The following is a 14,301-nucleotide window of genomic DNA, read 5'->3' as shown; positions in this document are numbered from 1 at the left end:
GAAAGAATGAGTCAGGTTCAGCCGAAACAGCCCGCCGACCGCCTCCGCAGTGAGCAACAGGCGCTGGACGTGGCCGCGCAACTGGCGCAGGCGTTCCGTGCGGGTGCCGCCGAGCGGGATCGCGAACGTGAACTGCCCTATGCCCCCTTGCAGAGACTGTTTCAGTCAGGCCTGGGGGCGATCACCGTACCAAAGGCGTATGGCGGCATTGCAGTTTCAACCGCCACGCTCGCCTCTGTTATCACCCTGCTCAGTGAGGCCGATGCGGCGATAGGGCAGGTTCCGCAGAATCACTTCTATGCACTGGAAGTCCTGCGCCTCAACGGCAGTGAATCACAAAAGCAACGCTTTTATGGCGAGGTACTGGCTGGCGTCCATCTGGGAAATGCACTGGCGGAATTTGCCTCCCGCGCGGCACATCAGCGCACCACACAGATCCGCGATAATGTCCTTAACGGCACTAAATTTTACGCCACCGGTGCGCTGTTTGCCGATCGCATTCCCACGGCGGCGCGCGACGAAGACGAGAAAGAGCAGCTGGTATTTGTGCCCCGACATCAGGCAGGCGTGACGGTTATTGATGACTGGAGTGGCTTCGGCCAGCGCACCACCGGCAGCGGCAGCGTCCTGTTTGAGAACGTCAGGGTAGAGGCAGACGATGTGGTGCCGTTTCAGACCGCATTTGAGCGGCCGACCTCGCTGGGCCCTTTTGCACAGATCCTGCATGCCGCGATCGATCAGGGCATTGCCCAGGCGGCGTTTCATGACATGCTCGACTTTCTGCGTCAGCGTGCCCGGCCGTGGCCAGACAGCGGCGTGACCCGCGCCTGTGAGGACCCCTTAACGCTCGATCGCACCGGGCGTCTGGCGGCACGGTTGCGGGCCGGCGAGGCGCTCATCGCGGAGGCGGGTGCAGCCATCGACGTTGCGCAACAACAGCCTGATGCTGATACGGTGGCGCAGGCTTCGATTGAGGTGGCGAAGGCACGCGCCTGGACCACCGAGGTAGCACTGGAGGCCGCTAACCTGCTATTTGAACTCGGCGGCACACGAGCCAGCCTGCGTGAATATCATCTCGACCGCCACTGGCGTAATGCGCGGACTCACACCCTGCACGATCCGGTGCGCTGGAAATATCCCGCGATAGGCAACTTCCTGCTCAATGGCGTACTGCCACCGCGCCGGGGCACGCTATGAGTCAGAAACAGGTTCTGCTCAACGCCTTCAACATGAATTGTGTCGGGCACATTCATCACGGCATGTGGACACATCCTCAGGATCACTCCACCGAATTCAATAGCCTGAGTTACTGGACCGATCTGGCACGCCTGCTGGAGCGCGGGCTGTTCGACGGACTGTTTATCGCGGACATCCTGGGCGTCTATGACGTTTATCAGCAGGGTATCGGGCTGACGGCGAGCGAGTCGATTCAGCTGCCGGTCAACGATCCGCTGATGCTGGTTTCAGCCATGGCGGGCGTCACACAGCATCTCGGTTTTGCGGTGACCGCCAACCTCAGCTATGAAGCACCGTTTCCCTTTGCCCGTCGTCTCTCAACGCTCGACCATCTTACGCAGGGGCGGATTGGCTGGAACATCGTCACCGGCTACCTGGACAGTGCTGCACGGGCGATGGGTAACAAACAGCTGCTGGCGCATGACCAGCGTTACGCTCAGGCGGATGAGTTTCTCGACGTCAGCTATCAGCTCTGGGAAGGCAGCTGGCAGGATGATGCCCTCGTCGTCGACCGCCAGCGTCGTCTTTATGCCGATGCCAGCAAAATTCATCCCATCAGGCATCAGGGGGAATTTTATCAGGTTGAGGGGTATCACCTCAGCAGTCCGTCACCTCAGCGCACGCCGCTGCTGTTCCAGGCCGGTACCTCTGCCCGGGGTATTCAGTTTGCGGCGCGTCATGCCGAGTGCACCTTCGTTAATGCTGCGACACCCGCGGCAATGCGTCAGCAGACGCAGCGACTGCGTGAAGCGGCGACCGCAGCGGGCCGCCGTGCAGATGACCTGCGTATTTTCATGGGAGTCGGTGTGATTGTGGCACCGACCGAGCGGGAAGCACAGGAGAAGCACCGCAGCTATCTCGAATATGCCAGCCCGGAAGCGGGTATCGCCCATTTTTCCAGCTCGATTGGCCTCGATCTGGCAGCTTTCGGTCCCGATGAGCCCATCATCAGCGGTGAAACTCGCGCAATAGAGTCGGTCAGTCAGGCGTACAGCGGCTGGACCCGCCGTCGCCTGCTGGAGCAGCACGCCATGGGCAGTCGTTATCCCCTGATTATCGGCAATCCCGCGCAGGTTGCGGAGGCACTGCTGCAGTGGATGGATGAGGGAGATATCGACGGCTTCAACCTGACCCGCATTCTTAACCCGCAAAGTTACCGTGATTTTATCGAGTTAGTCGTGCCGGAATTACAACAGCGCGGTCGCTACAAAACGGCTTATCAGCCCGGATCACTGCGCAACAAACTCTTTCAGCAGGATCGCCTGCCCGATCGCCACCCGGCGGCGCAGTGGCGTCATGCCACCGGCCGTCGCTGATCCGCTTAACCTCAAGGAATCATCATGACACTTACAAACAGATTACGCGCCACGCTGGGCGGCTTGCTGCTGACACTCTCTGCCGTCGCCGCTGCAGACTATTCCGGTCCGCTCAAAGTGGGCACGACCGCGGCCTTTGCTCCGCCGCTGGAGACGGCGGTGGCGGAAGCGAAAAAGCAGGGGCTGGCGGTTGAACTGGTTGAATTTACCGACTGGACTGCGCCCAACGTCAGCGTGGAGAATGGCGATATCGACGTTAACCTGTTCCAGCATAAGCCTTTTCTGGAGAACGCTAATCAGTCAGGAGGGTTCCATCTGGTCGCTTATGCGCCTGCTATCATCAACAATATCGGGCTTTACTCTAAAAAGCACAGCGCCATTGACCAGGTGCCGGAAGTGGGCACCGTCGCCATCGCCAACGATCCAATCAACGGCGCGCGTGGATTACTCCTGCTGCAGAAGGCGGGGCTGATTACCCTCAAGCCGGGCGCCGGACTGAAATCCACGGTCGATGATATCGTCAGCAATCCTAAGAAGCTGAAAATCATTGAGGTCGAAGCGGTACAGCTCTCACGGTCGCTGGAAGAGGTCGACCTGGCGCAGGGGTATCCGCACTATCTGCGTCTGGCGAAAACCATCGATCCGAATCACGCGCTGCTGTTCGACGGGCTGGAACATCCGGAATATGTGATTCAGTTTGTGATTCGGGAGGGGCACCAGGACGATCCGCGCCTGGCAAAATTTGTCGATATCTATCAGCATTCGCCAGTGGTACGCGCCAGCCTCGACAGCTTCTACGGCAAACTCTATCAGCCCGGCTGGAGTCAGTAACGATGGTCAGCCTGGTCATTCCTGACGCGACGGCGTTGCCCCATGCCGCCGCTGAAATCCGCACCCACGCTGCTGCTCACGTCAGGCTGGAAGCGGTCAGTAAACGCTATCCCGGTCAGACGGCCGATGCGCTGCATCACATTAATCTGGAGATCCAGCGCGGTGAGATTTTCGGCATCATCGGCCGCAGCGGCGCAGGTAAATCCACGCTTATCCGCTGCCTGAACCGCCTGGAAGATCCCACCGGTGGACGCATCGTCATCGACGGCACCGACATCAGCGCGCTGGGCGCGCGGCAGCTGGTCGAATGGCGGCGCAGCACGGGCATGATCTTTCAGCACTTCAATCTGCTCTCCGCCAAAACCGTCAGACAGAATATTGAGCTGCCGCTCAGGGTCGCCGGCGTGCCGGCGGCGGCGCGGGCGCGAAAGGTGGATGAACTGCTGGCGCTGGTCGGGCTGGAAGCGCGGCAACACGCCTGGCCTGCACAGCTCTCCGGGGGGCAGAAGCAGCGTGTCGGTATTGCCCGTGCGCTGGTGCACGACCCGGAACTGCTGCTGTGCGATGAAGCCACCTCAGCACTCGATCCCGAGACCACGCGTGCGATTCTGGCGCTGCTGAAAAAGATTAATCAGCAGCGTCATATCACCATTGTGCTGATCACCCACGAGATGGATGTGGTGCATGACCTTTGCCACAACGTGGCGGTCATCGATCAGGGGGAAATCATCGAACGCGGCCCGGTCTGGCAGGTCTACAGCGACCCGCAGCAGGAAACCACGCGTCAGCTGCTCAATCCCGGTCATCAGACGCTGCCCGAATCCGTTGCCGCCCGCCTGAGTGATCACCGGCTGCATCAGGATGCGCGGCTGTTACTGCGCTTGCGCTACACCGGACAGGGTGCCCGGCCCGACATCGGCGCGCTGGGCGCGCGGGTGCCGGGGGAAATCACGCTGATCCACAGCGCGATTGAGTGGGTGGAACAGAAACCGGTGGGGCAGCTGCTGGTGCTGCTGGATGCACAGCATGAGGCGCAATCCGTCACCGCTCAACTGGCGCACATTGCCGATCGACTGGAGGTAGTGGGTTATGTCACAGGCTATTGATCGTTTGTGGACCGCGTTACTGGACACCCTGCTGATGGTTGGCGTCTCCTCTGCGCTGGCTCTGGCGCTGGGGTTGCCGATGGCGGTGATTCTGGTGGTCAGCGGACGGGGCGATCTCTTTCCCAGCCCGGCACTCAATCGTGTGCTGGGCTGGATAGTGAATCTCTTCCGCTCCATACCCTTTCTGATTCTGATGGTGGCGTTAATCCCCTTTACCCGCTGGATCGTCGGGACGACCTACGGCGTCTGGGCGGCCGTCGTGCCGCTGACCCTGGCGGCAACCCCGTTCTTTGCCCGCATTGCGGAGGTCAGCCTGCGGGAAGTGGATAAAGGCCTGACCGAAGCGGCGCAGGCGATGGGTTTTCATCGCTGGCACATTATCTGGCATGTGCTGCTGCCGGAGGCGCGCCCTGGCATTGTCAGTGGTTTCACCATTACGCTGGTCACCATGATCAACGCCTCAGCCATGGCGGGTGCCATCGGTGCCGGGGGATTAGGGGATCTGGCCTATCGTTATGGTTACCAGCGCTTTGACATGCAGGTCATGGTAACGGTCATCGTGGTGCTGGTCGCACTGGTCACGCTGCTTCAGTTATGCGGAGACCGGCTATCGCGTCGTCTGAATCATCGCTGAGCGGTTAAGGCCGGGAACTCCCGGCCTTAGCGATCTCACGCGCCTTCGCCATTGCCTATCTGCCAGATGAACGTCGGATCGCTGCCGTTCACTTCCCAGTCACCCACATTGCGGATTTTGTAGATCACCGGATTGTGTGATGAGACCGTGCGGGCGTTACGCCAGTGGCGGTCCAGCGCCTTGCTGACGCGGGTGTCCGACGCGCCAAGCGCATTAAACAGCTCCGTGGCGGCCCGCGTCACCAGCTCCGTGGCTACGGTCTGCGCTTTAGCCGATTCCACTTCTGCCAGCACGTTAACCGCGTGAAGCGCTGCATCATCCGCGCCGCTGAGCTGTAATTCAAACGCCCGCTGCAGTGAGTGGGTCGCGCGCTCAACGGCGGCTTCGGCGGCCCAGGCCCAGCTGCTGATCTGTCCCACCACCTGCAACACCTGCACATCCTGCCTCACCTGAGGGGCGTTGCCGTGACTGTAAATCCGCTTACGCTGCGCCACCCCCTGTGCCGCATCGCGCACCACCGCCCGGCCAATTCCCGCCAGCGTTGCGAGCAGGACATGCTGGTAAAAAGCGGTCTGATAGCGGAAGCGCTCGCTGAAATCATAAACGTGGGGCTGCTCAACCCCGGCCTGATGAAAGCGGGTGGTGCCACTGCCGGTCAGCCGCTGCCCGAAACCATCCCAGTCGTCATCGCGCTCCACCCCGTTCTGGTGCGTGTTCACCAGCGCAATCACATCACGGCCGTTGTCCGTCCGCTTTGCATAGACATCGATCCAGTCGGCATAGAGGGTTCCGGTGCTGTAAAACTTTTCACCGCTGATCACCCATCCCGCCGGCGCGGGGGAAACCTGCGTGATCACCTCCCCCAGTTTCACCGCGCCGACCTCGCTCCAGCCGCTGCCCACCAGCTCACCGTCGACGAAACGCCGGAACCAGCGACGGCGTGCGTCGCTGTCAGGCTGGTTCAGGCGATCCTCGATAAAGGCAAAGTGCGCGCGCAGCGCCTGTGGCAGGTTCGAATCTGCCTCGGCCAGGTCAGTCAGTAACGAAAAGAGCTGGGGCAGCGAAACACCAAAGCCGCCGTCCTCTTTCGGGATTCGCAGTGTGCCGAACCGGGCCTCTTTCAGCCAGCGGATCGGCTCATGCAGCAGCGTGCGTCCGGTTTCCCGTGCCGCCGCCTCGCTGGCAATACGGGCAAAAAGCGGTCTGAAATGGTCACGCAGCGCGGCAAATTCAGTCGGGTTGAGTTCAGACATGATCGTCTCCTGTGGCGGGTTGTTCATCAATGTCCTGTCGGGTCGGTTCAAACCGGACGATCAACAGGAAAATAATCGGGATAAGGGCGGCGAGAGAGACAATCCAGAACATATTGGTGCCGTAGCGCGCCTGCAGAATGGGCAGAATAAACAGCGCCAGCGCACTGCCAATGCCGGAAAGCGAGCGGCTGAAGCCGACACCGGTGGCCCGGATATGCGTCGGGTAGGAGAGTGCCGGATAGATCATCAACTGCGCACCCGGCCCGAAACCTTCAGCAAACAGCCAGAGACCGAGCATCAGCACCGCCACCACCACCCCCGTCGTCGCCTGCGGATGACCAATCAGTGCCAGCGAGATCAGCGCGATAAACTGCAGCGCAAAGCCGGCAATCGCCACATGACGGGAGGGAAATTTCCACGCCAGCCGCATGCCCAGCAGGCCGCCGGTAAAGGCAAACAACGCATTCAGTCCCAGCGAGGCAGAGATGGTTTCGAAGACGCCCGCTCCCAGAAACTGCGCAAGGATCGACGGCAGGAAGAAGGCTATGGCGGTGTATTCAAAGGCGATACAGACGTTCATCACCCCACTGACCAGCGTGCGCTCCAGATAAGGCTTCTGAAACAGCACCCGGAAACTCACTTTCGGCGCCGCCTTCACGGTAACGTCTCTTTCGGGCAGCACTTCATGCGCCTCGATGCCGTAAGAGTCGCGCAGGATACGCACCGCACCGCGCAGATCGCCCTGATTAGCCGCCCAGAGAGGAGACTCGTTCATGAATCTGCTGCGCACCGCGATAATCAGCAGGGCCGGTACGGCACCAAACAGCAGCGAGGCGCGCCACAACCAGTCGATGTGTTCAGCAGGCAGCAGAAAATAGAGCGCAAAAATAATGAAGAAACAGGCGGATGAGGCGGCATACCACATCGGGCACCAGGCCGCGAGGCGCGACGCTTTATTGCCTTTGCCGGAGAATTTAGAAAACTCCACCAGATAAGCCATAGCCACCGGCAGATCGATCCCCACGCCGATCCCCATCAGAAAGCGCGCTCCAATCAGCACCCAGACGTTGGGTGCCAGACCCGCAGCGATGGCCGAGACGACAAAGAAGAGCATATCCGCCATAAATACGGAGTAGCGGCCATATTTATCGGTCAGCCAGCCGCCGATCAGATTGCCCACGATAGTGCCGATCATGATGGAGGAGGTCACCAGCCCGGTGAGCACCGGCGTCAGGCTGAACTCCCTGACGACATCATCAATGCCGTAAGAGAGCGTCGTCAGGTCGTAGGCATCAAGAAACACCCCGCCCAGCGCCAGAAACACGATCCAGCGGGCGTAGCTGTTTTTCTCACTTTTACTGTTGATAAGCCGGGCCACGTCGCTCACCGAACGCACCGGCGTGGAGTGGGGCGGCGGGATGGTCAGGGTGTCGTCAATATTCAGTGTACTCATCGTATCCTCGTTATTGTATTCAGCAGGTAACGAGGCTTTTATAGGTATTCCCGGGGCAGTAAACAACCAACAAATATGGATAACGATTATAATAAATTCAATAAGTTAATGCGATTTTACTGGCATGCGAAAGGCCGGATGAAGGGGTTATTTCATCCGGCAGCGTTCAGGTAAATCCGGTGTCAGACGGCTGTGCGTACAGCCTGATGCTAAACCGCCAGGTTGAGCGTCCGCTGCGCTGAATCAGAACGCCGGCGATAGCCAGCCCCCGGATGCGGCAATGCCAGCCGTGCCCCCTGTCCGAACAGCTTTTCACGCAGCGTTCCCGGCTGATAATCCTGCTTATAGACACCCCGTTTTTGCAGCTCCGGCACCAGCAGCTCCACCACGTCGGTAAAGGTTTCATGCGTTACGGCGTAGGCGAGGTTGAAACCATCCACATCGGTTTCCTCCACCCAGCTCTGCAGCTCATCCGCCACGGTTTCAGCACTGCCCACCAGCAGTGGCCCGAATCCCCCGATCCCAACCCAGTCTGCCAGGCCCTGGACCGTCCACTGGCGGTTCGGATCGGCGGTGGAGAAGGTCTCTACCGCCGACTGAATCGCATTGGTATGCAGATGCTTCAGCACCTGATCCGGCTGATACTGGCCAAAATCGATACCGGTCCAGCCGGAGATCAGCGCCAGCGCGCCTTCGTAACTGACATAGCGTTTGTACTCCTGCCATCTGGCCTGCGCTGCCAGGTCAGTTTCACCCACAATCACCGTCTGCAGATTGAAGATCAGTATGTCGCGTGGATCGCGTCCCGCCGCGGCGGCTCGCTGGCGAATATCCGCCACGGTTTTTTTCAGCAGCACTTTCGAGGGCGCCGCCACGAACACGCACTCGGCATGTTCCGCCGCAAACGCCTTACCGCGGCTGGACGCTCCCGCCTGGTAAAGTACCGGCGTGCGCTGCGGTGACGGTTCGCAGAGATGAATGCCCGGCACCTGAAAGAAGGTGCCCTGGTGGTTAATCGGATGAATTTTATCGGGGTCGCTGAAAATATGGCGTTCGCGATCGCGCACGACCGCGTCATCTTCCCAGCTTCCCTCAAGCAGTTTGTAGATCACCTGAAGATATTCATCGGCATAGTCATAGCGCGCGTCATGATCGGTCTGCGTCTGCTGGCCGATATTGCGCGCGCCGCTCTCCAGATAGGAGGTCACAATGTTCCAGCCAATGCGGCCTTTGGTCAGGTGATCGAGCGTGGAAATGCGCCGTGCAAACGGGTAGGGGTGTTCAAACGAGAGCGAGGCGGTGAGGCCAAACCCCAGATGCTCCGTCACCAGTGCCATCGGCGTGATTAATGCCAGCGGATCGTTGACCGGCACCTGGGTGGCCTGGCGAATGGCCGCCTGGTTATTGCCGTTGAGCACATCATAGACGCCCAGCACGTCCGCAATAAACAGCCCGTCAAACTTACCGCGCTCCAGCAGGCGCGCCAGGTCGGTCCAGTATTCCAGATCTTTATACTGCCAGGAGCGGTCGCGGGGATGCGCCCACAGGCCGGGTGATTGATGACCGACACAGTTCATATCGAAAGCATTAAGGCGAATTTCACGTTGCGATGACATAGCGACTCCTGAGCGGATGCGGCAATCGCCTGCCGCCCGCGTATAGATTGAGGTTTTTTCAGGGCTGAATCAGTGCGTCAGGGAGCCGGGACATCGCTCACTGAGGGAGGAGGGCGTGATGCTCAGCAGCCTGTGCGCCACCGATTCCGCATGCTCTGCCACCTGTGGCAGTCCCATCAGCTCGCCAAAACGTCCGCGTGCGGCAGGCCCGGCCACAGAGAGATGCGGATTGGGTTCGCCCCTGGCATCCAGCGTCTGCGACAGTGCATTGACGCTGATGCCCAGCGACAGTGCATCGGGCTGAATCACGCCGTCGCGGTGTAGCTGGCGCAGCAGGGCATTGCTGTTGAGCAGCGCGTTATGCGCCGGGCCGGTCGTCACAATGACACGATCCACTACCCGGCTCTCCTGATGCGCGCCCCGCAGCCGTAGCGTCAGCCGGAGCGCATCTCCCGCCGGTTCGGCGGCGATCAGACGCGCCGCCCGCAGCGAAAGCTGCCCGCTGGCCTGCAGCTGAGTCAGCACCTGGCTGACCTGTGGGGCGATGCGGTAGCGGTGAACGTCCCACCAGGGACGAAGATGCTGCAGAAAGCGTTGCTGTTCATGCAGCGGCAGGCTCTGCCAGATACGCTGCCCGTTGCGGCGAATATCATCCAGCACGAGCTGCCAGGGGAGATTCAGCGCCGCAGCCTGTTTAACCTCCTGACGCACCCGATGTAACCAGCCTCGCGCGCTGGCGGGCTGCGGCAGGCGGTAATCCAGCGTGTACTCTTCTTCGCTGCCGCTCAGGTTGGCGCGCGGCACCAGCCCGCGACGCGAGAAACCGGTTATCCCGCCGCGATGCCGCTGGCGGTGCAGCGAGGCGACGACATCAGACATGGTCAGCCCTGAGCCGATGATCGCCACCCGCTCGTCTGGCGCAATCCGGGCCAGCGCATCACCCTGCCAGGGATTAGCGATGACGGCGGGGTGCGCCTGCAGCGGTTCAAGCAGCGCAGGCAGTTCAGGCGGCGGATGACTGATCGCCAGCACCACCTGATCGGCCCGGATGCGCTGACCTGAAGCCGTAGTGACGATGCCATCCTGCAGGGAAACCGCGCTGTCCCGTAAATGGCGAAGCGTCACGGGCGAGTGCTGCTGCTGATAAATAAACTGCGCGTTGACCCAGCGGCCAAACTCACCGCGCTGCGGGTAAACATTGCCGTCATGCCACAGCGCGTCCGGATCGTCGCGGAAGTGCGGCGAGGCGCGGTAGTCACGGTCAAACGCGCCGGCTTCATCCCCGGCCAGCTGCATTCTGGCAGCCGGCACATTGATACGATGCGCCGGATCGGGCGTGCCATACGCCACGCCCTGCGCCAGCTGCGCCCGCGGTTCGATCACGGTGACGCTCAACCCCGCCTCGCCCAGCCGGGCGAGATGGATCGCCAGTGCGGTGCCGGTGAATCCACCGCCAATGATGACAATCTGCTGTTGTGACATAAACGAGCCTTTTCTTTTGTTAACTGGCGCTGGAGTGCTTTTCCGGGCGACGGTCGCCGCCAATGGTTTCGCCAAAGGGCCCGGTATTCACGCTGCGCTGTTTCTTTTCAGCATTTGCCGCCAGCGGTAACAGCGGCATTACCAGATCGGCAAAGCGGTGCGCCTCTTCAAGGTGCGGATAGCCGGAGAAGATAAAGTTCTCAATCCCCAGCGCCTGATATTCACGAATACGATCGGCAACCTGCTGCGGATTGCCCACCAGCGCGGTGCCTGCGCCGCCGCGCACCAGTCCCACGCCCGCCCAGAGATTAGGCCCGATGCGCAGACTCTCCCGCGACCCCTGATGCAGCGCACTCATCCGCGCCTGACCGGCTGAGTCCATCCGGGCGAAAATCTTCTGCGCTGCGGCGATCGTCTCGTCATCCAGATGCGAGATCAGCCGATCGGCGGCGGCCCAGGCCTCCTCTTCCGTTTCCCTAACAATGACATGTAACCGGATGCCATAGGAGAGCGTGCGGCCCTGTTCCTGCGCCCGCTGACGCACTACCGCCAGCTTCTCTGCCACCTGTTCGACCGGTTCTCCCCAGGTCAGATAGGTATCGATCTGGCTGGCGGCAACGTCGATAGCCGCCTCCGAGGAACCGCCAAAATAGAGCGGCGGGCCGTTCTCCTGCACCGGGGGAAAGAGGATCTCCGCGCCTTCTACGCGAATGTGCTCTCCTGCGAAGTCGACCTTCTCGCCTTTCAGCAGGCGGGAGTAGACGTCGAGAAACTCCCTGGTCACCTGATAGCGCTCGGCGTGACTGAGGAAGATGCCATCACCCTTGTTCTCCACCGGGTCGCCGCCGGTGACCACGTTAATCAGCAGACGCCCGCCCGAGAGGCGATCCAGCGTCGCTGCCATGCGTGCCGCCAGGCTCGGCGGTTGCAGGCCGGGGCGTACAGCCACCAGATAGCGCAGTTTTTTGGTGATCGGGGCCAGCGCCGAGGCGACCAGCCATGAATCTTCGCAGCTCTTGCCGGTCGGGATTAACACACCGTAGTAGCCCAGATTGTCTGCTGCCAGCGCCACCTGCTGTAAATAGGGTAAATCGACCGCCCGGCCTCCTTCGGTTGTTCCCAGATAGCGCCCGTCACCATGGGTGGGCAGAAACCAGAAGAGATTCAGGTTTTCCTGTGTCGCGTGGCTCATTAGCAGATTCCTTTATAACGATATTTGAATTTAATACATAGGGATAATCCCTTTGGTTATATAGCCATTAGCAGATAGCGTGCCAGAGTAAGCTGCTATTTTTATCCCGTTAATTCAGTCAGATAGGCATTTACCATTTAGACTGGTACTGCTGCATTTGCAACAGTAAGGGTGGCAGGCTGTCGCGTCGGCAACAATCCGGCGCCTCCGGCCTCTCGTTTATGCGGCGGACGCGCGGTATGGTCATCACTCTTCTGGTAACCCGGTAAAACGAGATGCAGATTTCCAGCCCTGAGTTGATTGACCCCGCATCGCGCGCGTTTAAAAGCGTGCTGGATCAGCTCGCCCCCACCGATGCGACCGTACTGATTATTGGCGAAACCGGCACCGGTAAAGAGGTGATGGCGCGTTATCTGCATCATCACAGCGCGCGCAGCCGGCAGCCGTTCCTGGCGGTTAACTGCGGCGCGCTGACCGAAAGTCTGGCGGAGTCAGAACTGTTCGGGCATGAGAAAGGGGCGTTTACCGGCGCACAGGAGCGGCATCGGGGCTGGTTTGAAGCGGCAGAAGGCGGCACGCTGCTGCTGGATGAAGTCGGCGAACTGAGTCTGTCGCTACAGATAAAGCTGCTGCGCGTGCTGCAGGAGCGTGAGATCACCCGCGTCGGATCGTCACGGGCGGTAAAGGTCAATGTGCGTGTGATTGCGGCGACGAACCGTGATCTGGCCGCAGCGATTCGTGAACGGCGATTCCGGGAAGATCTTTACTACCGGCTGAATGTGGCCAGCGTGACGCTGCCTCCGCTGCGCCAGCGCAGCGAGGATATCCCGGTGCTGGCCACGCACTTTCTGCAGCTCTATGCGCGTCGTCTGGGCCGTCCTCAGCTCCGCCTCAGCGAGGATGCGCTGGCGACGCTGATGGCCTACAGCTGGCCGGGCAACATCCGCGAACTGGAGAACACGCTGCATAACGCCGTGCTGCTCAGCAAAAGCTCCGTGGTGACGCCGCAGCAGCTGCGGCTGAGTCCGCTGGCGGAAAACGATCTGCCGCCTGGCGAAGAGGCACTGGATCAGTTTCTGCGCCAGCAGATGCAGCAGAGCGAAACGCCACTCTATCCCCGCGTGATTGCCGCGCTGGTGAAAAATGCGCTGGAACTGACCCAGGGCAATCAGCTTCAGGCCGCCGCTCTGCTCGGTATCAGCCGTCATACGCTGCGCACCCAGCTGGGACACCTCGGCGTGATTAAACCGCGCCGCACCGCCCTGCGTCAGCGCCAGACCCCTTCCTGCCAGGCTCCGGAGCATGAGCGGGAACTGCGCATCGGTTATCAGAAGTTCGGCAACCTCGGCATTCTGAAAGCGCGTCAGTCGCTGGAACAGCAGCTGGCGGATCGTGGCGTCAGCGTATTATGGAGCGAGTTTCCGGCGGGTCCGCAGCTTCTGCATGCGCTGAGTAATAAGGAGATCGATTTCGGTACCACCGGCGAAGTGCCGCCGCTGTTTGCCCAGGCCAGCAACAGCCCGATGATGTATGTCGCCTGGGAGCCAGCGGCGCCGCAGAGTGTCGCGCTGCTGGTGCCGGACAGCAGCCCGATTCAGCAGATAAGCGATCTCAGAGGGAAGCGTATCGCCGTCAACCGCGGCTCCAACGTTCACTATCTGCTGCTGCAGATTCTGGATGAGGCGGGGTTAGCCCTGGATGATGTGCGTATCGTCTACGCGCCGCCCCGATATCCCTTAACGCCCAGCGATCTCAATGCGGTGGATGCCTGGATGATGTGGGATCCCCTGCTCAGCGATGCCGAGAACAGCGGACAGTTCAGGGTGATTGCTGACGGCACCGGGCGGGTCAACAACCATCAGTTCTATCTCGCCGAACGCGGATTTGCCGCCCATTCGGGCGATCTGCTGCAGGTTCTGCTTGGCGCGCTGGAGCAGACGGGACGTTACATTGATGCACACCGCGCGGAAGCGGCCGGGCTGCTCTCCACCGAACTCGGCATCTCCACCTCCTCTCTGATGCATGCCCTGGCCCGGTGCAGTCATCAGACCCAGCGCATGAATTTAGCCATCATCCGCGAACAGCAGACCATCGCAGACCGCTTCTATGCGCTGGGGCTGTTTAGTCGCGCTATCCGGGTTCGCGAGTCCGTCTGGCATCCATAGCGTTTTTTCAGCTAAGC

Annotated in this window: 11 protein-coding genes; 6 read left to right on the top strand and 5 right to left on the bottom strand. The window is 60.6% G+C overall.

The genetic code is table 11. The features are described from left to right. Positions 1–6: 6 nt before the first annotated feature. Genes F3I47_RS20605 through F3I47_RS20585 form a run of 5 tightly spaced genes read left to right on the top strand, consistent with a single transcriptional unit; the run spans position 7 to position 5,123 of the window. Positions 7–1,197, top strand: a complete 1,191-nt coding sequence (locus F3I47_RS20605; RefSeq protein WP_150030308.1) for an SfnB family sulfur acquisition oxidoreductase — start codon at positions 7–9, stop codon at positions 1,195–1,197. Further along, the gene (locus tag F3I47_RS20600) at positions 1,194–2,552 is read left to right on the top strand and encodes an LLM class flavin-dependent oxidoreductase (RefSeq protein ID WP_150030307.1); all 1,359 of its coding nucleotides are present in this window, start codon (positions 1,194–1,196) and stop codon (positions 2,550–2,552) included. The genes F3I47_RS20605 and F3I47_RS20600 overlap by 4 nt, the downstream gene beginning before the upstream one ends. A gap of 24 nt (positions 2,553–2,576) precedes the next feature. Next, positions 2,577–3,383 (top strand): MetQ/NlpA family ABC transporter substrate-binding protein, encoded by an 807-nt coding sequence (locus tag F3I47_RS20595; protein WP_150030306.1) that lies wholly within the window; start codon positions 2,577–2,579, stop codon positions 3,381–3,383. Positions 3,384–3,385: 2 nt separating this feature from the next. After that, positions 3,386–4,489: a methionine ABC transporter ATP-binding protein gene (locus F3I47_RS20590; protein WP_150030305.1), complete on the top strand. Its 1,104-nt coding sequence runs from the start codon at positions 3,386–3,388 to the stop codon at positions 4,487–4,489. Next, positions 4,473–5,123, top strand: coding sequence for a methionine ABC transporter permease (locus F3I47_RS20585; RefSeq protein WP_009093148.1), 651 nt, complete (start codon positions 4,473–4,475; stop codon positions 5,121–5,123). The genes F3I47_RS20590 and F3I47_RS20585 overlap by 17 nt, the downstream gene beginning before the upstream one ends. A 35-nt stretch (positions 5,124–5,158) precedes the next feature. Here F3I47_RS20585 and F3I47_RS20580 read toward each other — a convergent pair whose 3' ends face one another. The 5 genes from F3I47_RS20580 to ssuD all read right to left on the bottom strand — a co-directional run bounded on the left by F3I47_RS20580 (position 5,159) and on the right by ssuD (position 12,119). Next, positions 5,159–6,376 carry a monooxygenase gene (locus tag F3I47_RS20580; protein WP_150030304.1) on the bottom strand — a complete coding sequence of 406 codons (1,218 nt, stop codon included), beginning with the start codon at positions 6,374–6,376 and terminating at the stop codon, positions 5,159–5,161. Continuing rightward, complete coding sequence (locus F3I47_RS20575; RefSeq protein WP_150030303.1) at positions 6,369–7,829, bottom strand: MFS transporter; 1,461 nt, start codon at positions 7,827–7,829, stop codon at positions 6,369–6,371. The genes F3I47_RS20580 and F3I47_RS20575 overlap by 8 nt, the downstream gene beginning before the upstream one ends. A 209-nt stretch (positions 7,830–8,038) precedes the next feature. After that, positions 8,039–9,445 (bottom strand): LLM class flavin-dependent oxidoreductase, encoded by a 1,407-nt coding sequence (locus F3I47_RS20570; protein WP_150030302.1) that lies wholly within the window; start codon positions 9,443–9,445, stop codon positions 8,039–8,041. A gap of 69 nt (positions 9,446–9,514) precedes the next feature. Then, complete coding sequence (locus tag F3I47_RS20565; protein ID WP_150030301.1) at positions 9,515–10,927, bottom strand: FAD/NAD(P)-binding protein; 1,413 nt, start codon at positions 10,925–10,927, stop codon at positions 9,515–9,517. A 19-nt stretch (positions 10,928–10,946) separates the two neighbouring features. Next, complete coding sequence (ssuD, locus tag F3I47_RS20560; RefSeq protein WP_058958145.1) at positions 10,947–12,119, bottom strand: FMNH2-dependent alkanesulfonate monooxygenase; 1,173 nt, start codon at positions 12,117–12,119, stop codon at positions 10,947–10,949. 275 nt (positions 12,120–12,394) lie between these two features. Here ssuD and F3I47_RS20555 point away from each other — a divergent pair, with 275 nt between their 5' ends. Beyond that, positions 12,395–14,284 (top strand): sigma-54-dependent Fis family transcriptional regulator, encoded by a 1,890-nt coding sequence (locus F3I47_RS20555; protein WP_150030300.1) that lies wholly within the window; start codon positions 12,395–12,397, stop codon positions 14,282–14,284. Positions 14,285–14,301: the final 17 nt, after the last annotated feature.

Source organism: Pantoea sp. M_10 (assembly GCF_008631515.1).
Taxonomy (GTDB): domain Bacteria; phylum Pseudomonadota; class Gammaproteobacteria; order Enterobacterales; family Enterobacteriaceae; genus Pantoea; species Pantoea anthophila.
The sequence above is the reverse complement of the archived record's forward strand: the minus strand, read 5'-3'. Positions and strand labels throughout refer to the sequence as shown.

Bases quoted from the DNA above. Each gene is read 5' to 3' on its own strand.
- F3I47_RS20570 (WP_150030302.1), bottom strand. From the start codon at position 9,445: ATGTCATCGCAACGTGAAATTCGCCTTAATGCTTTCGATATGAACTGT.
- F3I47_RS20605 (WP_150030308.1), top strand. From the start codon at position 7: ATGAGTCAGGTTCAGCCGAAACAGCCCGCCGACCGCCTCCGCAGTGAG.
- F3I47_RS20555 (WP_150030300.1), top strand. From the start codon at position 12,395: ATGCAGATTTCCAGCCCTGAGTTGATTGACCCCGCATCGCGCGCGTTT.
- F3I47_RS20590 (WP_150030305.1), top strand. From the start codon at position 3,386: ATGGTCAGCCTGGTCATTCCTGACGCGACGGCGTTGCCCCATGCCGCC.
- F3I47_RS20600 (WP_150030307.1), top strand. From the start codon at position 1,194: ATGAGTCAGAAACAGGTTCTGCTCAACGCCTTCAACATGAATTGTGTC.
- F3I47_RS20585 (WP_009093148.1), top strand. From the start codon at position 4,473: ATGTCACAGGCTATTGATCGTTTGTGGACCGCGTTACTGGACACCCTG.
- F3I47_RS20595 (WP_150030306.1), top strand. From the start codon at position 2,577: ATGACACTTACAAACAGATTACGCGCCACGCTGGGCGGCTTGCTGCTG.
- F3I47_RS20580 (WP_150030304.1), bottom strand. From the start codon at position 6,376: ATGTCTGAACTCAACCCGACTGAATTTGCCGCGCTGCGTGACCATTTC.
- F3I47_RS20575 (WP_150030303.1), bottom strand. From the start codon at position 7,829: ATGAGTACACTGAATATTGACGACACCCTGACCATCCCGCCGCCCCAC.
- ssuD (WP_058958145.1), bottom strand. From the start codon at position 12,119: ATGAGCCACGCGACACAGGAAAACCTGAATCTCTTCTGGTTTCTGCCC.
- F3I47_RS20565 (WP_150030301.1), bottom strand. From the start codon at position 10,927: ATGTCACAACAGCAGATTGTCATCATTGGCGGTGGATTCACCGGCACC.